The following is a 20,397-nucleotide window of genomic DNA, read 5'->3' on the forward strand; positions in this document are numbered from 1 at the left end:
TCTTTCGGTTCGGTGCACAGGGGCGCAGGGCGCCCCCTGGCGATCAGACGCTAAGCAACAGGAATTCGCGTTCCCACGAACTGATCACACGCTTGAAGTTTTCATGCTCGGCACGCTTGACTGCCACATACCCCTGAACGAATTGCTTGCCCAGGTAACGCTGCACGGTTTCGCAGTCTTCCATGTGCTGCAGGGCGTCTTCGATGGTGATCGGCAGGCGCAGGTTGCGTCGTTCGTAGGCTCGGCCCTGTACCGGTGCGCTCGGCTCGATCTTTTCGACCATGCCCAGGTAGCCGCACAGCAGGCTCGCGGCGATGGCCAGGTAAGGGTTGGCATCGGCCCCTGGCAGGCGGTTTTCCACGCGCATCGCATCGGGGCTGGAGGTCGGCACGCGCAGGCCGGCGGTGCGGTTTTCTTCACCCCACTCGACGTTTACCGGTGCCGAGGTGTCCGGCAGGAAGCGGCGGAACGAGTTGACGTTGGGGGCGAACATCGGCAGCAGTTTGGGGATGTACTTCTGCAGGCCGCCGATATGGTGCAGGAACAGCTCGCTCATGCTGCCATCATCGTTGGCGAACACGGGCTTGCCGGTGGCAATGTCGACCACACTCTGATGCAGGTGCATGGCACTGCCCGGCTCATCGGTGATGGGCTTGGCCATGAAGGTGGCGGCCACATTGTGCTTGAGCGCCGCCTCGCGCATGGTGCGTTTGAACACGGTGATCTGGTCGGCCAGGTCCAGCGCGTCGCCATGGCGGAAGTTGATCTCCATCTGCGCTGGGCCGTCTTCATGGATCAGCGTGTCCAGGTCCAGGCCCTGGATCTCGCACCAGTCGTAAACGTCCTCGAACAGCGGGTCGAATTCGTTGGCGGCGTCGATCGAGAACGACTGGCGACCGCTTTCGGCGCGGCCAGAGCGGCCCATCGGCACTTGCAGCGGCAAGTCCGGGTCTTCGCAGCGCTGGGTCAGGTAGAACTCCATCTCCGGCGCGACGATTGGCTGCCAGCCTTTGTCGGCGTACAGCTTGAGCACCTTCTTCAGCACGTTGCGTGGCGACAGCTCGATCGGGTTGCCCTGCTTGTCGAAGGTATCGTGGATGACGATGGCGGTCGGTTCGATGGCCCAGGGAATCTGGTACACCGCCGTGGGGTCGGGGCGGCAGACCATGTCGATGTCGGCGGCATCGAGCAGGCTGTAGTAGATGTCATCGTCGACGTAGTCGCCGGTGACAGTCTGCAGCAGCACGCTCTCGGGCAAGCGCATGCCACGCTCGTGGAGGAACTTGGCGGTCGGGGCGATCTTGCCGCGGGCAATGCCGGTCAGGTCGCTGATCACGCATTCGACTTCGGTGATCCGGTGTTCTTTCAGCCAGGCGGAGAGCTGATCGAAAGGGGCGTTCATACAGACCTCTTGGTTGGGTTTCATGTGCGCGTCGGGTGCCGGTGGCTTCCCAGTTGACGCGCTGGAGACTATCTTGGGCGCAGCCCCCTGGGGCGATCTATCCACTTTCTTCGGCAATCAATGCACCAAAAGAGTGCAATAGGATCCAGCGTGACAACGCCCAATGCCTTGCAGGTTCAGGCTTTCCACACCACCGATGTCTCCGAGCAGGTGCGTGCCTCGCCCGGATGGCAGCAACAGTACCGGCAGATGTCGCCGGGCCATTTCAGTGGCCAGTTGCGTTGCCTGGGGCTCGATGGCGTCGAGGTTTACGAAGAGCGCCTGAACACCCGGGTGGAGCAATTTTTCCGCGCGCCGAGCGGCGCATTGACGTTCTGTTTCGATCGCAGCGAGAACAGCCTCTACCTGCTCAACGAACAAAGCCGCAATATCTGGATCACGCCGGAGAATTACCAGGAAGTGGCGGTGGTGTTCGACCAGGCCTTCCTGGCCCGCCATGGCCTCGATACGCAGCGCCTCGAAGGCCTGTTCATGGTGCCGCTGGGAAGTGGGCAGAACGCGCTGTTCGGCAGTTGGCTCAGCGCCACCCTGACGCGCCTGGGGCAGGCCGATTGCCCGCTGGCGGGGCAGGCGTTGGCCGAGCAGTTGCTGGAAGACTGCCTGTTCATTCTCGACAACGCCTGCCAGCGCCTGCAGGGCGGCGCCCTGGGGCGACGCGGGGAGGAGCGGGGCATCATGCAGCGGGTTAGCGAATGGGCGGCAGACTGCCCGGAAGAAACCCTCAACCTGGTGGAACTGGCGGCGGTTGCCGGTGTTTCCCTGCGTCAGTTGCAAGAGGCTTTCAAGGCTTTTACCGGCATGCCGCCGGCGCAATGGTTGCGCTTGCGCCGGCTCAATGGTGCACGGCGTGACCTGTTGCGTGGCGGGGAAGTGACCATCGCCGAAGTGGCCATGCGCTGGTCGTTCTGGCATCTGGGGCGGTTTTCTGAAAGTTACCGGCAACTGTTCCGGGAGTTGCCGAGCGAGACCCTCAAGCGTGGCCGGCCGCTTCGCGGGTACTGACAGCACTGGATCCAGCATTCGCTGCGGAAAATTGCTATCGTGCCCGGCAGTTTCCACCCGAGGTTCCAATGTTCTACCTGCCTTTGCCCAGCGACCAGGCCGACCGCCTGGCGAGCACGGCCACTGATTTTTTCCAGACCGCCAGTGTGCTCGAAGCCGCCGCCGTGTTGTTCGTGCAAAACCTGCCGCGCCAACCGGCCAGCGTGTCGGCTGACGTGCAGGAGCGCCGCTTTGCCGAGATCGTACGCATCGCCAACCAAGTCGACGCTGCCGCGCCAGGCCGTTTCCAAGGCCAGGTGGCGCAGCATTTCGACCGCGAGGCATTCGCCATGGGGCTGGGTATGCTCGGGGAGAACGGCGTGGGCTTGCCATCGGCCGAGGTCGATTACCCGACGGATGAATTTCTGGACGCCGAAGGCCAGTGGAACTTCCAGTTCGCCGACAGCTACCGCCAGCGGGTGACCCCGTTGCACCCGGTCTACCTGCCGTCCCTGGCCAGCGACCTGATGCTCAGCGACCAGCAGAACCGCCTGCTGCGCGAGTTTCTTTGCGGGGGCGACGAATCGGTGGCGGTGCAGGGCTTCGCCGGCACTGGCAAGACATTCCTCATCCACCAGTTCGCGCGGTTGCTCGAGCCCCATCGCACCTTGCTGCTGGCCCTCACCGAAGGCCAGCTCAGGGCGCTGCAGGCGCGGGTCAAGGATGCTGCGGCCTACACCGCAATGACCTTCGGCCAGTTGGCCGACGAAATCCTCAACCGCGACCTCACCAGCAACGGCTGGCGCCTGCGTGACCCGTACCGGACCAAGCTTTCGTGGCGCCCACAGGAAGCGCAGGTGGTGCGATGGCTGGCCATTCCTGACATTGGCCCCTTGGCGGCCCGCGATGTGGTCGCCCTGTGCATCAAGGCCGTGCGCAGTTTCTGTCGCAGCGGCGACAGCCAGGTGCAACTGCATCATTTGCCCTGGGCCGGCCCCGGTACCTCACCGTTGGACCAGGAGGTGCTGCTGGAAAAGGCGCGCTTGTACTGGCAAGAGCTGATTCGCCCTTCATCGCGTGAGGTTCAACTGCCGGTACGCGATTACCACCGGGTCAAACTGTTGTCGCTGACCGCCGAGGCCATCGACAACCGCTACACCCATATCATCGTCGACGAGGCGCACGAGCTCTCCGCACCGATGCTCGCGGTGCTCGACCGCAGCCCGCAATCGGTCATTGCGCTGGGCGACGAGTTGCAGAACCTCGATGGCCTGAGCCCGCACCATGGCAGCTTCATCCGCCAGCGCTACATCGACCATTCGTTGCGCGCCGGGCCAGCCATGGACAGCGTGCTCAACCCACTGATCCAGGCCCACCCCGCAGCCATCCAGGCAGCATTCAGCGGCAGCGCCGAGCACTACACACGGGTCAGCTTCTTCGACACGGTCACCGTGCCCCAGCAACCGACGGCATTGATCGTCGATGACGAGTGGGGCTTGTTTGGCTGGTTCCAGCGCCTGACTCACCAGGGGGTGCCGTTCGTGTTGCTGAAAAGTGCGCGCAAGGACTTCGAGCTGTTCGTCGAGGACTGCATCGAGCTGTATCGCCATGGAACCCGGCCGCGCCACCCTATGCTGTTCCGGTACGCCAGCTGGCAGGCATTGGAGCAGGACAAAGGCGACGACAAGGCATTCGTGGCGGTGGCCAACATGCTGCGCAAGGGCTATACCCCGGAGCACTTCGCCAAGGCCAAGAGCCGCTATCGCTGGGACAAGGCGCCGAAACTGTTCCTGGGCCGGGTGCGCGATGTGAAGAACATGGAGTTCGCCCGGGTGATGGTGTCGCCAGAACTGATGGTTGCGCCTGCAGCGGCGGGCAATCGCAATGAGCGGGCGCGCCTGCTGGCGGGGTTGTATACCGCCTGTTCACGGGCGCGGCACGAGTTGATCGTGCCGGGGGGGATGCTGGACTGGGTCAAGGACCAGGTTCGCGATTGAGCTGAGCGGGGCCGCTGGGCGGCCCATGGCCGGCAAGCGCAGCAGCCCCTTCAGTACATCAGTTACGGTCCAGCCACACGGTCTGGGCGTTGGTGAACTCGCGCACCCCAAAGTGCGACAGCTCGCGGCCGAAACCGCTCTTCTTCACTCCACCAAATGCCACACGGGGGTCGGAAGCGCAGTAGCCGTTGATGAACACGCCACCGGTATCCAGCGCCGCCGTCATGCGCTCGGCCAAGGCATAGTCGGCGGTGTAGATGGTCGACGCCAGGCCAAACTCGCTGTCGTTGGCCAGCTCCACGGCGTGGTCGGCATCCCGGGCGGTGATGATCGCGGCTACCGGCCCGAACAGCTCCTGCTTGAACGCGGTCATCTCCGGAGTCACGTTGGCGAACACGGTAGGTGCGTAGAAGTTACCCACGCCCTCGATCTTGTTGCCGCCGAGCAGCAGGGTGGCACCTTCGGCGAGGGTCGCCTGGACCTGACCATCGAGCTCGTCACGCAGGTCGTAGCGGGCCATAGGGCCGATGTAGGTGTCGTCCTCCAGCGGGTTGCCGATTTTCAGCTGACGCGTGGCTTCGACGAACTTGTGCGTGAACGCCTCGGCGATGCTTTGCTCGACGATCAGGCGCTTGGCGGCGGCGCAGACCTGCCCGGTGTTCTGGTACCGGCCAATCACTGCGGCCTTGACCGCGGCATCCAGGTCGGCGTCAGCCAGTACGATGAACGGGTCGGAACCGCCCAGCTCGAGCACGCATTTTTTCAATGCAGCACCGGCCTGGGCCCCGATGGCCATGCCAGCGCGCACGCTGCCGGTGAGGGTCACCGCGGCGATGCGTGGGTCATTGATGGCGCGGGTAACCCCTTCAGGGGTCACGTTGAGCACCTCGAACACGCCTTCCGGCACGCCGGCATCCTTGAACAATTCACCCAGCAGGTAAGCGCTGCCCATCACGTTCGGGGCGTGCTTGAGCACGTAGGTGTTGCCGGCCAGGATCGCCGGTACCGCGCCGCGCAGCACCTGCCAGATCGGGAAGTTCCAGGGCATCACCGCCAGGATCGGGCCCAACGGGCGGTATTCGATACGGGCTTTTTCCACCTGGGTCGGCTCAGGGGCGAGCATGGCGGGGCCGTGCTCAGCGTACCAGCGGCACAGGCCCACGCACTTGCTCACTTCACCGCGAGCCTGGCTGACCGGCTTGCCGATTTCGTGGCTGATCATCTGGGCAAAGGCTTCGGCCTTGGCTTCCAGGGCGCTGGCCAGGGCGAGCAGGTATTCGCTGCGCTGACCCAGCGACACCTGGCGCCACTGCCGGTAGCCAAGCTTGGCGCGTTGCAATGCCGCTTCCAGTGCAGCATCGGTGTCATAGGGGTAGCTGCCGATCTGTTCGCCGCTGAAGGGGTCAACGGAAATGGCGTGGGTCAGGCTGCTGATCTCGCTCATGGCGGGGCACTCGTTGTTGTTAATCAGTGAGGCCAGACTAGTGGGCTATGGCTTTAATGAAAACTGAATAATAATGAGCGAAACATTCACGTTTGGAGAATGACTGTGGACCTGGTGCAACTGGAAATCTTCAAGGCCGTGGCAGAGCAGGGCAGTATCAGCGCCGCGGCCCAGCACATCCATCGAGTGCCCTCGAACCTGACCACACGCATCAAGCAGTTGGAAGAGGACCTGGGCGTCGAGCTGTTCATCCGAGAGAAGAGCCGGCTGCGCCTGTCCCCGGCGGGCTGGAATTTCCTTGAATATACCCGGCGCATTTTGGACCTGGTCCACGAAGCGCGGCTGACCGTGGCCGGTGAAGATCCCCAAGGCACCTTCGCCCTCGGTTCGCTGGAGAGCACGGCGGCGGTACGCATCCCCGCGTTGCTGGCCGCCTACAACCAGCGCTACCCCAAGGTTGACCTCGACCTGTCCACCGGGCCTTCGGGGACCATGCTCGAAGGCGTGCTGTCCGGGCGCCTGGTGGCGGCCTTCGTCGATGGTCCGGTGCTGCACCCCACCCTCGAAGGCATACCGGTATTCGAAGAGGAAATGGTCATCATCTCGCCGCTCAACCATGCGCCGGTGGGCCGTGCCCAGGACGTCAACGGCGCGAGCATCTATGCCTTCCGCGCCAACTGTTCGTACCGTCATCATTTCGAGAACTGGTTCGTCCAGGACCAGGCCGTGCCGGGCAAGATCCACGAAATGGAGTCGTACCACGGGATGTTGGCGTGCGTCAGCGCCGGTGCCGGCCTGGCGATGTTGCCGCGCAGCATGCTCGACAACATGCCCGGCTGCAGCACCGTCAGCGCCTGGCCGATGTCAGAGGATTTTCGCTACCTCAAGACCTGGCTGGTGTGGCGCCGCGGCACCGTGTCGCGCAGCCTGAGCATGTTCGTGAAATTGCTCGAAGAGCGGCGCGCGGCCTGAACCTGCCCTGTGCCAGGGCATCCAATGTCAGGTAAGCCATCTCCATAAGGAGGAGCTGACCATGCGTAATCATCACTATGCCTTGGGCGCGACGCTGTTGCTCGCGCTGGCATTACCGTGGACCCTCGCCGCCGCGGCCGACCTTAATGCACCCATCGACATGCAGGCCGTGCAACTGCAGCCCCAGGAACAGAACGGCATCCGCTACCTGCAAGGGGGGATTGGCCAGGATGAGGCCAATGCCCTGCGCAAGACTGCGGGCTATGACCTGCACGTCGAACTGTCAACCGGGCCGGAAGGTAAGTTCCAGAGCGGCGCATCGGTGGACATTCAGAGCGCGCACGGCAAATCGGTGCTCAGCCTGCAGGATGTCGGCCCGTTGCTTTACGTGCAATTGCCACCGGGCCAGTACACCGTCATTGGCCAGGCGGACGGTGCCACCGTGCAGCAGCACGTGACGGTGAACGGCAAGGCGCCTGCCACGGTGAACCTCAACTGGCGTTGACGGGCATGCCTGGGGGCCCAGCGTTCAGGCAAACCGAGCGCTGGAGCCTCCCACAGGCCAAACCGCGCCAGCTCACCAGGGGCGATGAAATTAGCCATTAGTGGCAATTCACTTTCAACTTTCTGATTATCTGGACAATAATCAGAAAAGTATTACCCCGTGTGACCGGCTGGATGCGTCGGTCAACGTAAAAACAAGGGGCCCGAGCCCCCGCTTGCCGTGTTGACCATCAGGAGAAGTCATCAATGAAAACCCGTCTCGCCGCTTCGCTGGCCGCTGCTGTATTGGCCTTCGCCGGGGCCAACCTGGCCCAGGCCGCACAAGTTTCCGGGGCTGTGGGCGCTACCAGCCAGGGCGACATGACCTACCGCATCGGCCTGTCCTTTGACTGGGACAAGAAATGGCTGGAAAGCAGCACCGGTTTCGTGAGTGGCTACTGGGATGCTGGCTATACCTACTGGGAAGGTGGCGATTTCAGCGGTGCCCATTCGCTGTCGTTCAGCCCGGTGTTCACCTATGAATTCAGCGGTTTCACCTACACCCCGTACATCGAGGCAGGTATCGGCCTGGCTGCGTTTTCCAAGACCAAGGTGGGCGACCAGCGTCTGGGCTCTTCGGTCAACTTCGAAGACCGCATCGGTTTCGGCTTGAAACTGCCGGGCGAGCAGAAGGTCGGCATTCGTGCCATCCACTACTCCAACGCCGGCATCAAGCAGCCCAACGACGGCATCGAGTCGTACTCGCTGTTCTACAGCAAGGGCTTCTGACACACCGTTGACTACCGGCCCCTTCGCGCCGAAGTGCCGCGAGGGGCCGTGGGCGGCTGGGCGTCACTCAGCTGACGCCTTTGATCGCCAGCACATTGCACAGCGGATGTTCCAGCACATGTGCCGTGGTTCCACCCAGGAAGGTCTGCAGGGCATCATGCCGATGGCTGCCCATCACGATCACATCCACCCGGCTATGGCTGACGAAGTGGGCAATCGCCCGTATCGCCGGGCCTTCGACGAAATGCCTGCGTTCCAGCGCGATCTGATGGTGGTCACCCAGGCGGTTGAACGCCGTGCGCTGGGCCGTGCGCACACTACCGCCAAAACCGGGCATGGTCACCGTGCCGGCACCGAAGTCGGCGATGTGGGTCTTGGCGGCATCGCACACGTGCAACAGATGCAGCTCGGCGTTGCATTGCAGGGCCAAGGCGTGGGCGCTGCAGATCACCTGGTCGTCGAGGTGTTCGCCCGCACCGTGGCAGTTGAGGTCGACCGCCGCCGCGATCTGCCTTGGCAGCGGCAGGCGGATGTCGCTGACCAGGTGCACGGCCACCGGGCTGTCCTTGAGCAGTTGCCAATCCAGCGGCGTGACCAGCAGGCGCTTGAGGACCGGCTCATGTTGCACGTCCTTGACCAGAAGGTCGCAGCCCAGGCGTTCGATGCGCTCGATGACGCTGCCCAACGGGTCGCGGGTCAGCAGCAGTTCGGTGGACACATCCAGGCCGGCATTGCCTAACTGCTCCGCTGCGTCGGCCAGCCATTGACGATTGTCGGCCAGCAGATGCTCACGCTCATGGCCGTCACTCATCAGGCCGAAGGTGTCGACATCGTCGACGAACACGTTGATATCCAGCAGTGCGCCACTGGACTCTGCCAGTGCCGCCGCGCGCTGCAACGCGGGCGTGTAGCGCATTTGCGGGCCGAGCATGACGAACAGACGCTTGAACTGGCTCATCGCACACCTCCACGTGTGGGCAGCCCCCCGGTCAGTGCCAACAGGTCGCTATGTTGAGTCTAGACCCAGTAACGCCCGGGCAGGCTTTTGCCGCAGTGCCACCGTGCGCTGATCATATCCGGCACTGCGTGTGGGCCGGCGCCCACGGTCGAGTGGGTTGTCAGGTATGATGCCGGCCCCATCATTTGCCCGAGGCTTGGCCCATGACCCTGAATGCTGAACAGATTGGTGAATTTCGCGCGTTTGCCGAGCAGTTGGCCGATGCCGCGGCGGCGGCGATCCAGCCGTATTTTCGCGCCAGCCTGGACGTCGAGGACAAGGGCGGGCGCCTGTACGACCCGGTAACCGTGGCCGACAAAGCCGCCGAAGAGGCGATGCGCGCATTGATCCAGGCTCGGTACCCAGAGCACGGCATCCTGGGGGAGGAGCAGGGCGTTGCACTTGGCACTAGCCCGCTGACCTGGGTATTGGACCCGATCGACGGCACTCGCGCCTTTATCACGGGGTTGCCACTGTGGGGTACCTTGATTGCCCTGAACGATGGCTCGCGCCCGGTGCTGGGGGTGATGAACCAGCCCTTCACTGGCGAGCGCTTCGTCGGTACGCCCGAAGGTGCCTGGCGCAGCGGCACCGCGTTGAAAACACGGGCCTGCGCGGACCTGGCTGCGGCCACACTGATGTGCACCACTCCCGACATGTTCGACACCCCGCAGCGCAAGGCAGCCTTCGAAGCCGTTGCCGGCAAGGCGCGGTTGATGCGCTACGGCGGCGACTGCTACGCCTATTGCATGCTGGCGTCAGGGTTTGTCGATGTGATTGTCGAGGCCAGCCTGCAGGCGTATGACGTGCAGGCGCTGATGCCGATCATTGAAGGGGCGGGTGGGGTGATGACCGCCTGGGATGGCAGCTCGGCGCAGAACGGTGGGTGTGTGGTGGCTTGCGGGGACCCGGCGTTGCATGCACAGGTGGTGCAGATGCTGCAACACGCCATGTGACGGTGGGTTGCAGGCACTGGCGCTTGCGCGGCTTACGCCGCCCCATCGCACTTTTTCGCATTTGCGGGCTCTATGCTTGGCCAGGCTGCGCCGATCCCCAGCGCGGCCGCCGACTTCGACCCGGTGCCGATGGTTGCAAGCAAAATTGAAATCCTCCCACGCCTGCTGCTGGCAGGTACGTTGATTTGCCTGGGGGCCTGTACCCAGCAACAGGGCCGCGACATCGTCAGCCAGTTCGGCGACGGCAAGCCCAGCGAGCTGTTCCAGACCAGCGTCGACCGCATGGCGACCCTGGCCATGCGCGACAACCTGCAGAGCTTGTACCTGCTGATGAACAAGCTGTACCTGCGCAACCCTAACCAGTGGAAGATGTCCGGCTACCTCGATGCGGCCACGGCCGAGCGGCAGATCAGGCTGGCCATCGAACAGCGCCAACCGCTCCCTCAGCTAGGCAACCGCCGCGACCTGGCTGCCTTGAGTTATGCCTTGAGCCCGGCGTTTCGGGGGGACCGGGTCGGTGCCTTCATCTATGCCATCGGCAGCATGCTGATCACCGCGCATGGGGGGCGTAGCGAGTTTTACATGACCGATACCCTCGACCCGTTGTTCATCAACAACGCCGCACGCAACATCGAGAAGGCCACCTGGATGTTGAGCCAGCGCCAGGATGCCAATGGCGTGTTGCTGCTGTTCTCCAACGAGATCTCGGAACAGGCCAGCAACCTGAGTTTTGCGGTGGAGTTCGGCAAGATCGTGGCGCGCCTGGACCTGCTGGCGGAGCTGCTGGATGAGCGCTACCGGCGCATCGGGTTGAACTATGCGCAAAGCCTGTTGCTGATGAACTTCTTGCCGGTGCAATAAGAACGCTCAGAGCAACCCTTCAATCGCCTGCCGGTAACGTTGGCCTGCCAGGCTCATGCTGTTGTTATGGGTGGCCCCTGGCACCAACAGCAGGGTCTTGGGCTGCTGAGCGGCCTCGAACAGCTGCTGGCTGAAACGGGCCGGCACGAAACGGTCGTCCAGGCCGTGTACCAGCAGCAGTGGCAGGCCCACGTCCTTGATTTTGTCCAGCGAGTCGAACTTCTGCGACAGCAGCCAGCGCACCGGTAGCGTGGTGTCGGCGACTGCGGCGGCGACATCGCCCAGCGAGGTGAAGGTTGATTCGAGAATCAAGCCCCGGGCCGGTGCGCCATGGCCGTCCTGTTGCGCCTGGCGCGCCAGCTCCGTGGCCAACTCGACTGCCACTGCGCCGCCCAGTGAATGGCCAAAGATCAGGCGCTTGTTGGCGTTCGGCTGCAGTTGGGCGAAGCGCTCCCAGGCAATACGCGCGTCTTCGTAGACTGTGGCCTCGGATGGCAGGTCACCGCGGCTTTGGCCGAAGCCACGGTAATCCACGGCCAGCACCGAATAGCCCATCGCGTGCAGTTGCTGGATGCGGAACAGTTGGCCGGTGAGGTTCCAGCGTACGCCGTGCAGGTAGAGGATGGCGGGGGCGTCGGCGCGTTTGGCCGGCCACCACCAGGCATGCAGGCTCTGGTTTTCGGTGAAAGTGCGTGGGCGCAGGTCAAGTTCCTGCACGTCACTGGGCAGGCCGTGGAACCAGCTCGCCTGGCCAGGTTCGATGCGAAACACCAGCTCGCGCTCCTTGTGCTGCAGCACGGCGCAACCGGCGGGGAGGCCGATGATCAGCAGGGTAGCGCACAGCCAGGTGAGCCAGCGGCGACGAAGGTGAGAGAGCAGAAGGGTTGGCATGCGGCTTTTTTAGCAGATGTGCTGGCCTTGATGTCGGAAATATTACCGAACGGAGCAAGTGCTTGATTGCAAGCTGTTTCCAGGCGGTGTCCGGTAATCGCGCAGCGGGCGAAGGGCGGGCGTCCGTTATCCGCCCACCCAATCCCAACATCTCATTGCCCAACCCCCACCTTTTGCTTAGTGTGTCATCCAGCCACCGGTGGTCAGTTGCCCCCAGAAACCCGACCCCGGGCTCGTAGAATGACCGTGAACGACCGCGACCACGGGCCTTGGCCAGTAGGAAGCGGCGCCCAGAACAATAACGATGCCGAGTGCCTTTGCCTATGGAAAGCCGCCTGCTGAGCGAGCGCAGTAGCGTGTTCCATCACGCCGACCCTTATGCGGTGTCCGACTACGTCAACCGGCACGTGGGCCAACACTGCATCGGCCTTTCGCGCACCACCCATCCACAAGCCAGTCTCAGCCACCGTAAGTTCGCCGAACTCGACCTGTGCCGCATCAGCTACGGCGGTAGCGTGCGGGTCACTTCACCGGCCCTGGAAACCATCTATCACCTGCAGGTGCTGCTCAATGGCAACTGCCTGTGGCGGGGGCACCAGCGCGAGCATCACCTGGTGCCGGGTGAGCTGCTGCTGATCAACCCGGACGATCCGGTTGACCTGACGTATTCAGAGGACTGCGAGAAATTCATTCTCAAGGTGCCGACCAGGCTGCTCGACTCGATCTGCGAGGCGCAGCGCTGGCAGCGGCCGGAGGGAGGTGTGCGGTTTCTGCGCAATCACTACCGGCTGGAAGAACTGGACGGTTTCGTCAACCTGTTGGCGATGGTCTGCCACGAGGCCGAGGTGAGCGATTCGCTGCCGCGGGTACAGGGGCACTACAGCGAGATTGTCGCCAGCAAGCTGTTGACCCTGATGAACACCAACATTCGTCGGGAGAGCCTGGGCAGCCCTGGGGCGAGCCTGGAGCGCATCCTCGACTACATCGACCGCAACCTGAAGCTGGAGTTGGCGGCCGAGACCCTGGCCGAGCAGGCCTGCATGAGTGTGCGCTCCCTGTATGCGCTGTTCGACCGCCACCTGGGCACCACGCCCAAGCAGTACGTGCGCCAGCGCAAGTTGGAACGGGTACACGCCTGCCTGAGTGATACCAGCTGCGCGGTGCGCAGCGTAACCGAGCTGGCGATGGATTACGGCTTCCTGCACCTGGGGCGGTTTTCCGAGATGTACCGCGCGCGCTTTGGCCTGCTGCCTTCGCAAACCTTCAGGCAGCGGCGCTAGCGCTGCAGCCTCACAACGGATAGTGCTTCAACTCCCGCGCAATCAGCATCCGCTGGATCTCGCTCGAGCCTTCGTAGATCTGCGTGATGCGTGCATCCCGGTAATAACGCTCCACCGGGTAATCCTCCAGGTAGCCATAGCCACCGTGCACCTGGATGGCCATCGAACATACCCGTTCAGCCATTTCCGAAGCGAACAGCTTGGCCTGCGACGCCTCCGACAGGCACGGCTTACCGGCACTGCGCAGGCGTGCGGCATGCAGGATCAGCAGGCGCGCGGCATTGACTTGCACCTGCATGTCGGCCAGCAGGTTGGCAATGCTCTGGTGCTCGTTGATCGGCTTGCCGAACTGCACCCGCTCGCGGGAGTAGACCAGCGCCGCCTCGAAGGCTGCTCGGGCGATGCCCAAGGCCTGGGCGGCAATGCCAATGCGCCCGCCCTCGAGGTTGGACAGGGCGATGGCCAGCCCCTTGCCGCGCTCACCCAACAGGTTGGCGGCAGGAATGCGGCAGTTGTCGAAGGTGACTGCACAGGTGTCCGAGGCACGGATACCCATCTTGTGTTCGCTGCGATCGACCTTGAAGCCCGGGTTGTCGGTGGGCACCAGAAACGCCGACAGGCCTTTCTTGCCCAGCGCCAGGTCGGTCACCGCAAAGACGATGGCCAGCCCCGCGCGGCGGGCATTGCTGACGAACTGTTTGGCACCGTTGATCACCCATTGCCCGTCGACTAGCTCGGCGCGGGTACGCAGGTTGTGCGCTTCGGAGCCGGCCTGCGGTTCGGTCAGGCAGAAGCAACCGATCACTTCGCCGCTGGCCAGGCGCGGCAGCCAGGCCTGTTGTTGCTCGGGCGAACCATAGGCCAGCAGTGGCCCGCAGCCCACCGAGTTGTGGATGCTCATCATCGCACCGGTGGCGCCGCAGCCAGCGGCGATTTCCTCGACGGCCAGGGCGTAGGCGACGTAGTCGGTGTAGCTGCCGCCGAATTCCTCCGGCACCACCATGCCCAATAGGCCCAGCTCACCCATCTTGCGCACCACGTCATCCTCGATCCAGCCAGCCTTCTCCCAGGCCTGGGCATGGGGGGCGATTTCGCCACGGGCGAAGTCCCGGGCCATGTCGCGGATCATGATCTGCTCTTCGCTCAGTTCCAGGTCTTGCATCTGTGTACTCCCCGGCTCACAGGCCTTCGAAGAATTGGTCGACCCGCTGGCGTTGCAGGCCGGCCAGGGTCGGCGGGTTCCAGCGCGGCTGCTTGTCCTTGTCGATGATCAGGGCGCGTACGCCTTCGATGATGTCGCCGTACTGGAACCACTGGCGGTCCAGGTGCAGCTCCATGGCGAAGCATTCTTCCAGCGTCCGGTGACGGCCGCGGCGCAGCATCTGCAGGGTAACCGCCATGGCCAGGGGCGAGCGGCTTTCCAGCTGGTCGGCGGTGGCCAGGGCCCAGGGATGGCTGTCGCCGATGCTCACCGCGCGCAATTGCTGGATGATTGCCGCCAGGTCGGGCAGGGCAAAGTAGTGGTCGATGGCCGGGCGCAGCTTCTGCAGCGGCGCATCCTCCAGTGTCTGGCTGCCAAGGGTGGCCAGCAGACCCTGCAGGTCCTTGAGCGGGTGGTCGCCGAAGTTCAGGCGGTCGAGGCCCTCATCCAGCGCTGCAAGTTGCTCGCTGGGCAGGTACCAGTCGGCCAGCCCACAGTACAGCGCGTCGGCGGCCTGGATCTGGGCGCCGCTGACGCCCAGGTAGGTGCCCAGTTCGCCAGGGATGCGGGAGAGGAAGTAACTGCCGCCCACGTCGGGGAAATAACCGATGCCGACCTCGGGCATGCCCAGGCGGCTGCGCTCGGTGACGACGCGCAGGTCACAGCCCTGGGCCAGGCCCATGCCGCCCCCGAGGGTGAAACCGTCCATCAGCACCAGCACGGGCTTGCGGTAGCGGTGGATGAGCAGGTCGAGGGCGTATTCCTCGACGAAGAAGTCTTCGTGCAGTGTGTCGCCGGCCTTGTAACTGTCATGCAGCGAGCGGATATCGCCACCGGCGCAGAAGCCCTTGGGGCCTTCGCCGCGCAGTACCACGGCCAGCACCTGCGGGTCGTCGGCCCAGCGGTCGAAGTGCTGGCGCAGGCTGCGCACCATGTCGAGGGTCAAGGCATTGAGGCCGGCAGGGCGGTTAAGGGTGAGGTGGCCAATGTGGTTGCGAACCTCGGCCAGTACATGAGCCGTTGCCGAGGCATGAGCGTGCGCGGTCATCGCGTTCTCCCTGCTTTGTTATTGATTTTCCGAGTGAAGTCCGGAGGGCGCTGGAGTATCGCGAGATCGTGGCATGCGAATTTGTCGTCCACAATCGGCAAAAATGCAGGGGGAGTCTGCATTTTTGCATGGCCGAACCTTTCAGGGTGGTGAAGACCCAGCGCCGCGCGGAACTCACAGCGCCATGACTTTGGCATAGTCGGCCAACACCGCCAACTGGATGGTGGGTGACCTGGCGCCGAAACTGCTGGATCCCGCGCCGCTGAACGGCGTGCGCTGGGTGCTGGAAGAGCCCGAGGCCTGCTGGTCACTGGTTCGCCTGCCGTCACCGCGGCGCTGAGTCCCGGTAATCGTTAACCTGAGCGTAATGAACACGCACCCGGCTTGATTGATCGGGTTGGCCGGGCCGGCCTACTGTGCCTCCACGACAGCGAACCCGTGGAGTCACCCCATGACCATAACGAACAATCCACCGCCGCAGTGGTCCAGGCGGCGCGCCGAAAAGCAGCGCCGCCTGGACCGCGTCCGCCATCTGGCCGAGGGTAGGGTGCTGCCGGCCGAGCGTATCGTCGAAGCCCTGGAACTGCTGATAGCCCCCGGCGACCGTGTCGTGCTCGAGGGCAATAACCAGAAACAGGCCGATTTCCTCTCCCGTTCACTGGCCAAGGCCGACCCCGAGCGCTTGCACGACCTGCACATGATCATGCCCAGCGTCAGCCGTAGTGAGCACCTGGATCTGTTCGAACGTGGCATCGCCCGCAAGCTCGATTTCTCGTTCGCCGGGCCGCAGAGCCTGCGCATCGGCCAGTTGCTGGAAGACGGCCTGCTCGAAGTCGGCGCCATCCATACCTATATCGAACTGTATTCACGCCTGCTGGTGGACCTGATCCCCAACGTCACGCTGGTCGCCGGTTTCATGGCCGACCGCGACGGCAACCTGTACACCGGCCCCAGTACCGAGGACACCCCGGCGCTGGTCGAGCCAGCAGCGTTCAGCGACGGCCTGGTCATTGCCCAGGTGAACCAGTTGGTGGAGCGCGTCGACGACCTGCCGCGGGTGGATATTCCAGCCTCCTGGGTGGACTTTGTAGTGGTTGCCGACCAACCGTTCTATATCGAGCCGCTGTTCACCCGTGACCCGCGCCATATCAAGCCGGTGCATGTGCTGATGGCGATGATGGCCATCCGTGGCATCTATGAAAAACACCAGGTGCAGTCGCTTAACCACGGCATCGGTTTCAATACCGCCGCCATCGAGCTGATCTTGCCGACCTACGGCGAGTCGCTGGGCCTGAAGGGCAAGATCTGCCGCAACTGGACCCTCAACCCACACCCGACGCTGATCCCTGCCATCGAAACCGGCTGGGTCGAAAGTGTGCATTGCTTCGGCACCGAGCTCGGCATGGAGGACTACATCGCCCAGCGCCCGGACGTTTTCTTCACCGGCCGCGATGGCTCGCTGCGCAGTAACCGCATGATGTGCCAGCTGGCCGGGCAGTACGCGGTCGACCTGTTCATCGGCGCCACCCTGCAGGTCGATGGCGACGGCCATTCCTCCACTGTCACCCGTGGCCGCCTGGCCGGCTTTGGTGGCGCGCCGAACATGGGCCACGACCCCCGCGGCCGCCGCCACGCCACCCCGGCATGGCTCGACATGACAGTGCCCGACACGCTGCTCGAACGCGGCCGCAAACTGGTGGTGCAGATGGTCGAAACCTACCAGGAAGGTGGCAAACCCACGTTCGTCGAAACCCTCGATGCCGTCGAGGTGGCGAGGAAGGCGGGCATGCCGCTGGCACCGGTGATGATCTACGGCGACGACGTGACCCACCTGCTTACCGAAGAAGGCATTGCCTACCTGTACAAGGCCCGCAGCCTGGAAGAGCGCCAGCAAATGATCGCCGCCGTGGCCGGGGTCACCGCCATTGGCTTGCGCCACAACCCCAACGACACCCTGCGCCTGCGCCAGCAAGGCCTGGTGGCGTTGCCCGAAGACCTCGGCATCCGCCGCACTGACGCCAGCCGCGAACTGCTCGCCGCACGCAGCATTGCCGATTTGGTCGAGTGGTCCGGTGGCCTGTACAACCCACCTGCACGGTTCAGGAGCTGGTAATGAAAGCACTCAACCTGCAGCCCTTGCCCCTGGCCGATCGGCTTGCCGATCTGGCGGTGGAGGCACTGATCGACGAAGCCGACCTGTCGCCCAAGCCTGGCCTGGTGGACCGGCGCAGCAGCGGCGCGCACAGCGACATGAGCCTGGCCCTGATGCAGGCCTCGGCACTGGCATTGTGGCCGTGCCTGCGACACATGGCCGAAGCCGCTCAGGCCCATGGCCAGGTCAGCCCGGCGCTACGCGCAACCCTGGGGCGCATCGGCCGTGAAGGCGAAGCGGCGATGCTGGCCACCACCGCTGGGGTCAACACCCATCGCGGCGCGATCTGGGCGTTAGGTCTACTGGTCGCGGCGCAGGCCTTGGATGCTCAGGCCGAACCCGCTGCAGTGGCCGCCCGCGCTGGGCGCATCGCGCTGTTCGATGACCCTGCTGCGATCCCCCAGGACAGCCACGGCACCCAGGTGCGTCGGCGCTACGGCGCCAGTGGTGCCCGTGAGCAGGCGCAACAAGGTTTCCCCGCGGTGATCGACCATGGCCTGCCGCAGTTGCGCCGCAGCCGCGCTGCCGGCGCCAGCGAAAACCACGCACGGCTCGATGCCTTACTGGCGATCATGGCCGCGCTCAGTGACACCTGTGTGCTATGGCGTGCTGGCCCACAAGGCTTGCAGGCTCTGCAAACGGGTGCCCGCGACGTGCTGGTCGTCGGGGGCAGTGCCAGCCTTGACGGGCGCCGGCGCCTGCGCCTGCTGGACGCCCAACTGCTGCAACTCAATGCCTCACCGGGCGGCGCCGCCGATTTGCTGGCCGCCTGCCTGTTCCTCGATAAAGCCGGGAGCCTGTGACATGGAAACCCTGACCTTTCAATTCCCCGCCACCGAGCCAGGGCGCGGCCGCACGTTGGTCGGTTGCGTCAGCTCCGGCGACCTGGAAGTGCTGATAGAGCCTGGCACCACCGGTTGCCTGCAGATCCAGGTGGTGACCTCGGTCAACGGCAGCGGCGCCCGCTGGGAGCAGCTGTTCCAGCGCCTGTTCGAAGGCCGCCCATGGCCGGCCATGAAGATCGACATCCATGACTTCGGCGCTACCCCCGGCGTGGTGCGCCTGCGCCTTGAGCAAGGTTTCGAGGAGATCGCCCATGACTGACACCGAACGCCTGCTGCGCAGCCGCAGCTTTGTCGAACTGGGCGCTCGCCAGCGCGCCCGCACCTTGCTCGACCCCAGCAGCTTCCGTGAGTTGCTAGGCCCGTTCGACCGGCTGATGTCCCCTTGGCTGCCGCGCCAGGGCATCGTGCCCCAGGCCGACGATGGGGTGGTCATCGCCAAGGGCCGGCTCGACGGCCGCCACGCTGTGATCGCCGCCATCGAAGGCGCCTTCCAGGGCGGCAGCATGGGCGAAGTGGGCGGGGCGAAGATTGCCGGCGCGTTGGAGCTGGCCATCGAAGACAATCGCCACGGGGTGCCCACCTGCGCTGTGCTGCTGCTGGAAACCGGCGGGGTACGCCTGCAGGAGGCCAACCTCGGCCTGGCGGCGATCGCCGAGATTCAGGCGGCCATCGTCGAGCTGCGCAGCTATCAACCGGTGGTAGGCGTGGTCGCCGGCGCGGTGGGCTGCTTCGGGGGCATGTCCATCGCCGCTGGCCTGTGCAGCCACCTGCTGGTCACCCGCGAAGCGCGCCTGGGCCTCAACGGCCCGCAGGTGATCGAACAGGAAGCCGGCATTGCCGAGTACGACGCCAAGGACCGCCCGTTCATCTGGAGCCTGACCGGTGGCGAGCAACGCCATGCCAGTGGCCTCGCGGACCGCTATGTGGACGACGATGTCGACAGCATTCGCCAACAGCTGCTGGATGTGCTGCAAGCGCCTTCTGCCAACCGTGCAAGCCGCCAGGCCTGGTATCTGGAGCGTCTTGGCCGGCTGGGCGATGACTGCCCGCAACTGGATGCCGCCGCCGTGCGCGCCCTCTACCAAGGAGATGCCTCATGAACCGTGCCTTGAACTGGCTGCCGGGCCTTGCCGGTGGTGAAGCCCTGGCGGGCTATCCCGCGTCGGTGAAGGTGATCGACGGGGCGCTGGACCACCGCCTGGCGCGTTTCATCGCCGTGGTGCCGGATGCACAGAACCCGTTCCCTCGTGCTCGCTCGGGCGAGGTCGGCCTGCTCGAAGGGTGGGGCCTGGCCAAGGCGGTGAGCGAGGCTGTGGACCAGGACCGCGACGGTGAGAAGCGCGCCATCATTGCGGTGATCGATGTGCCGAGCCAAGCCTACGGGCGCCGCGAAGAGGCCCTGGGCATTCACCAGGCCCTGGCGGCGGCTGTGCAGGCCTATGCCCAGGCCCGTCTGGCCGGGCACCCGGTCATTGGGCTGCTGGTCGGCAAGGCCATGTCCGGAGCGTTTCTGGCCCACGGCTACCAGGCACAACGGCTGATCGCGCTGGATGACGGCGGGGTGATGGTGCATGCGATGGGCAAGGCGGCCGCAGCGCGGATTACCTTGCGCAGCGTCGAGCAGCTCGAAGCACTGGCCGCCGAAGTGCCGCCCATGGCTTATGATTTGGCCAGCTATGCCTCCCTGGGCCTGCTGTGGCGGCGTCTGAGCGTGGACAACGCCGATGCGCCGAGTGCGGGGGACCTTGCGCAGGTGCGTGCCTGCCTGGCCGAAGCCGTGCGCGATATCGGCAGCGCTACCGACCTGTCGTCACGTCTGGCCGGTGAGCATCGCAGTGCCTCCCGCGCGGTGCGTGCACGCCTGCGCAGCCAGTGGCAGGAGGCCTGACATGCGCGCCCCGCAGCCCCATGACCTGCTTTGGGGGATGCTCCCGGCCACGTTGCCGGACGATGCCCCGGCCTGGGCCGCGCAAGTGCTTGCGCACGGCCAGCCGGTGGTGGTGCGGCGGGCCGTGTGCGACGAAGGCTGGGTGGCGGT

20 protein-coding genes and 1 pseudogene are annotated in these 20,397 nt (G+C 64.5%); 14 read left to right on the top strand and 7 right to left on the bottom strand.

Annotated features, from left to right (window positions below; all coding sequences use genetic code 11):
* Positions 1 to 43: 43 nt before the first annotated feature.
* On the bottom strand, positions 44 to 1,402 hold the full coding sequence (locus tag L6D80_RS25365) for a glutamine synthetase family protein (protein ID WP_176516466.1): 1,359 nt from the start codon (positions 1,400 to 1,402) through the stop codon (positions 44 to 46).
* Between the two features lie 150 nt (positions 1,403 to 1,552).
* Between L6D80_RS25365 and L6D80_RS25370 the strand changes: the two genes are divergently transcribed.
* Together L6D80_RS25370 and L6D80_RS25375 are read left to right on the top strand one after the other, a co-directional pair.
* Complete coding sequence (locus L6D80_RS25370; RefSeq protein ID WP_054901418.1) at positions 1,553 to 2,464, top strand: helix-turn-helix domain-containing protein; 912 nt, start codon at positions 1,553 to 1,555, stop codon at positions 2,462 to 2,464.
* A gap of 68 nt (positions 2,465 to 2,532) precedes the next feature.
* Positions 2,533 to 4,440 (top strand): AAA family ATPase, encoded by a 1,908-nt coding sequence (locus L6D80_RS25375; protein WP_176516464.1) that lies wholly within the window; start codon positions 2,533 to 2,535, stop codon positions 4,438 to 4,440.
* Between the two features lie 58 nt (positions 4,441 to 4,498).
* Here the strand turns inward: L6D80_RS25375 and L6D80_RS25380 are convergent, their stop codons facing one another.
* Entirely contained in the window at positions 4,499 to 5,884 is a 1,386-nt protein-coding gene (locus L6D80_RS25380; protein WP_176516462.1) for an aldehyde dehydrogenase family protein, read from the bottom strand.
* Between the two features lie 105 nt (positions 5,885 to 5,989).
* Between L6D80_RS25380 and ptrR the strand changes: the two genes are divergently transcribed.
* From ptrR to L6D80_RS25395, 3 genes are all read left to right on the top strand, one after another.
* Positions 5,990 to 6,856, top strand: a complete 867-nt coding sequence (gene ptrR / locus L6D80_RS25385; RefSeq protein ID WP_054901472.1) for a putrescine utilization regulator PtrR — start codon at positions 5,990 to 5,992, stop codon at positions 6,854 to 6,856.
* A gap of 61 nt (positions 6,857 to 6,917) precedes the next feature.
* Positions 6,918 to 7,361, top strand: a complete 444-nt coding sequence (locus L6D80_RS25390) for a hypothetical protein (RefSeq protein WP_054901415.1) — start codon at positions 6,918 to 6,920, stop codon at positions 7,359 to 7,361.
* A 245-nt stretch (positions 7,362 to 7,606) separates the two neighbouring features.
* On the top strand, positions 7,607 to 8,128 hold the full coding sequence (locus L6D80_RS25395; protein ID WP_054901414.1) for an acyloxyacyl hydrolase: 522 nt from the start codon (positions 7,607 to 7,609) through the stop codon (positions 8,126 to 8,128).
* 67 nt (positions 8,129 to 8,195) lie between these two features.
* Here L6D80_RS25395 and L6D80_RS25400 read toward each other — a convergent pair whose 3' ends face one another.
* Complete coding sequence (locus L6D80_RS25400) at positions 8,196 to 9,086, bottom strand: universal stress protein (RefSeq protein WP_054901413.1); 891 nt, start codon at positions 9,084 to 9,086, stop codon at positions 8,196 to 8,198.
* A 203-nt stretch (positions 9,087 to 9,289) separates the two neighbouring features.
* Here L6D80_RS25400 and hisN point away from each other — a divergent pair, with 203 nt between their 5' ends.
* Positions 9,290 to 10,081: a histidinol-phosphatase gene (gene hisN / locus L6D80_RS25405; RefSeq protein WP_054901412.1), complete on the top strand. Its 792-nt coding sequence runs from the start codon at positions 9,290 to 9,292 to the stop codon at positions 10,079 to 10,081.
* A 129-nt stretch (positions 10,082 to 10,210) separates the two neighbouring features.
* A complete protein-coding gene (locus tag L6D80_RS25410) occupies positions 10,211 to 10,942 on the top strand; it encodes a hypothetical protein (protein ID WP_054901471.1) in 732 nt (243 codons plus the stop codon).
* A 6-nt stretch (positions 10,943 to 10,948) separates the two neighbouring features.
* Here L6D80_RS25410 and L6D80_RS25415 read toward each other — a convergent pair whose 3' ends face one another.
* A complete protein-coding gene (locus tag L6D80_RS25415) occupies positions 10,949 to 11,833 on the bottom strand; it encodes an alpha/beta hydrolase (RefSeq protein ID WP_176516460.1) in 885 nt (294 codons plus the stop codon).
* Between the two features lie 323 nt (positions 11,834 to 12,156).
* Here L6D80_RS25415 and L6D80_RS25420 point away from each other — a divergent pair, with 323 nt between their 5' ends.
* Positions 12,157 to 13,113, top strand: a complete 957-nt coding sequence (locus L6D80_RS25420; RefSeq protein WP_054901470.1) for an AraC family transcriptional regulator — start codon at positions 12,157 to 12,159, stop codon at positions 13,111 to 13,113.
* 10 nt (positions 13,114 to 13,123) lie between these two features.
* Here L6D80_RS25420 and L6D80_RS25425 read toward each other — a convergent pair whose 3' ends face one another.
* The 3 genes from L6D80_RS25425 to L6D80_RS25435 form a co-directional block, all read right to left on the bottom strand.
* Positions 13,124 to 14,275 (bottom strand): acyl-CoA dehydrogenase family protein, encoded by a 1,152-nt coding sequence (locus L6D80_RS25425; RefSeq protein WP_176516458.1) that lies wholly within the window; start codon positions 14,273 to 14,275, stop codon positions 13,124 to 13,126.
* Between the two features lie 16 nt (positions 14,276 to 14,291).
* Complete coding sequence (locus L6D80_RS25430) at positions 14,292 to 15,362, bottom strand: enoyl-CoA hydratase/isomerase family protein (protein ID WP_176516456.1); 1,071 nt, start codon at positions 15,360 to 15,362, stop codon at positions 14,292 to 14,294.
* A gap of 174 nt (positions 15,363 to 15,536) precedes the next feature.
* Positions 15,537 to 15,737 carry a hypothetical protein gene (locus tag L6D80_RS25435; RefSeq protein WP_176516455.1) on the bottom strand — a complete coding sequence of 67 codons (201 nt, stop codon included), beginning with the start codon at positions 15,735 to 15,737 and terminating at the stop codon, positions 15,537 to 15,539.
* A 76-nt stretch (positions 15,738 to 15,813) separates the two neighbouring features.
* On the opposite strand from L6D80_RS25435, the gene mdcA reads away from it, so the two are divergent.
* From mdcA to L6D80_RS25465, 6 genes and pseudogenes are all read left to right on the top strand, one after another.
* Positions 15,814 to 17,475 carry a malonate decarboxylase subunit alpha gene (gene mdcA / locus L6D80_RS25440; protein WP_054901408.1) on the top strand — a complete coding sequence of 554 codons (1,662 nt, stop codon included), beginning with the start codon at positions 15,814 to 15,816 and terminating at the stop codon, positions 17,473 to 17,475.
* Positions 17,475 to 18,317, top strand: coding sequence for a triphosphoribosyl-dephospho-CoA synthase (locus L6D80_RS25445; protein ID WP_176516453.1), 843 nt, complete (start codon positions 17,475 to 17,477; stop codon positions 18,315 to 18,317). The genes mdcA and L6D80_RS25445 overlap by 1 nt, the downstream gene beginning before the upstream one ends.
* A gap of 1 nt (position 18,318) precedes the next feature.
* Positions 18,319 to 18,618 (top strand): malonate decarboxylase subunit delta, encoded by a 300-nt coding sequence (locus L6D80_RS25450; protein WP_054901407.1) that lies wholly within the window; start codon positions 18,319 to 18,321, stop codon positions 18,616 to 18,618.
* Positions 18,611 to 19,459, top strand: coding sequence for a biotin-independent malonate decarboxylase subunit beta (locus L6D80_RS25455; RefSeq protein WP_176516451.1), 849 nt, complete (start codon positions 18,611 to 18,613; stop codon positions 19,457 to 19,459). Before L6D80_RS25450 ends, L6D80_RS25455 begins: the two co-directional genes overlap by 8 nt.
* Positions 19,456 to 20,247: a biotin-independent malonate decarboxylase subunit gamma gene (mdcE, locus tag L6D80_RS25460; protein WP_054901405.1), complete on the top strand. Its 792-nt coding sequence runs from the start codon at positions 19,456 to 19,458 to the stop codon at positions 20,245 to 20,247. Before L6D80_RS25455 ends, mdcE begins: the two co-directional genes overlap by 4 nt.
* Before the next feature lies 1 nt (position 20,248).
* A pseudogene (locus L6D80_RS25465) lies at positions 20,249 to 20,397 on the top strand (phosphoribosyl-dephospho-CoA transferase MdcG domain-containing protein); the annotation flags it as partial.

Source organism: Pseudomonas ceruminis (genome assembly GCF_021602025.1).
Taxonomy (GTDB): Bacteria; Pseudomonadota; Gammaproteobacteria; order Pseudomonadales; family Pseudomonadaceae; genus Aquipseudomonas; species Aquipseudomonas ceruminis.

Coding starts and splice junctions, on each gene's coding strand:
- L6D80_RS25365 (WP_176516466.1), bottom strand. CDS start 1,402: ATGAACGCCCCTTTCGATCAGCTCTCCGCCTGGCTGAAAGAACACCGG.
- L6D80_RS25375 (WP_176516464.1), top strand. CDS start 2,533: ATGTTCTACCTGCCTTTGCCCAGCGACCAGGCCGACCGCCTGGCGAGC.
- L6D80_RS25380 (WP_176516462.1), bottom strand. CDS start 5,884: ATGAGCGAGATCAGCAGCCTGACCCACGCCATTTCCGTTGACCCCTTC.
- L6D80_RS25390 (WP_054901415.1), top strand. CDS start 6,918: ATGCGTAATCATCACTATGCCTTGGGCGCGACGCTGTTGCTCGCGCTG.
- L6D80_RS25395 (WP_054901414.1), top strand. CDS start 7,607: ATGAAAACCCGTCTCGCCGCTTCGCTGGCCGCTGCTGTATTGGCCTTC.
- L6D80_RS25400 (WP_054901413.1), bottom strand. CDS start 9,086: ATGAGCCAGTTCAAGCGTCTGTTCGTCATGCTCGGCCCGCAAATGCGC.
- hisN (WP_054901412.1), top strand. CDS start 9,290: ATGACCCTGAATGCTGAACAGATTGGTGAATTTCGCGCGTTTGCCGAG.
- L6D80_RS25410 (WP_054901471.1), top strand. CDS start 10,211: ATGGTTGCAAGCAAAATTGAAATCCTCCCACGCCTGCTGCTGGCAGGT.
- L6D80_RS25415 (WP_176516460.1), bottom strand. CDS start 11,833: ATGCCAACCCTTCTGCTCTCTCACCTTCGTCGCCGCTGGCTCACCTGG.
- L6D80_RS25420 (WP_054901470.1), top strand. CDS start 12,157: ATGGAAAGCCGCCTGCTGAGCGAGCGCAGTAGCGTGTTCCATCACGCC.
- L6D80_RS25425 (WP_176516458.1), bottom strand. CDS start 14,275: ATGCAAGACCTGGAACTGAGCGAAGAGCAGATCATGATCCGCGACATG.
- L6D80_RS25430 (WP_176516456.1), bottom strand. CDS start 15,362: ATGACCGCGCACGCTCATGCCTCGGCAACGGCTCATGTACTGGCCGAG.
- mdcA (WP_054901408.1), top strand. CDS start 15,814: ATGACCATAACGAACAATCCACCGCCGCAGTGGTCCAGGCGGCGCGCC.
- L6D80_RS25445 (WP_176516453.1), top strand. CDS start 17,475: ATGAAAGCACTCAACCTGCAGCCCTTGCCCCTGGCCGATCGGCTTGCC.
- L6D80_RS25450 (WP_054901407.1), top strand. CDS start 18,319: ATGGAAACCCTGACCTTTCAATTCCCCGCCACCGAGCCAGGGCGCGGC.
- L6D80_RS25455 (WP_176516451.1), top strand. CDS start 18,611: ATGACTGACACCGAACGCCTGCTGCGCAGCCGCAGCTTTGTCGAACTG.
- mdcE (WP_054901405.1), top strand. CDS start 19,456: ATGAACCGTGCCTTGAACTGGCTGCCGGGCCTTGCCGGTGGTGAAGCC.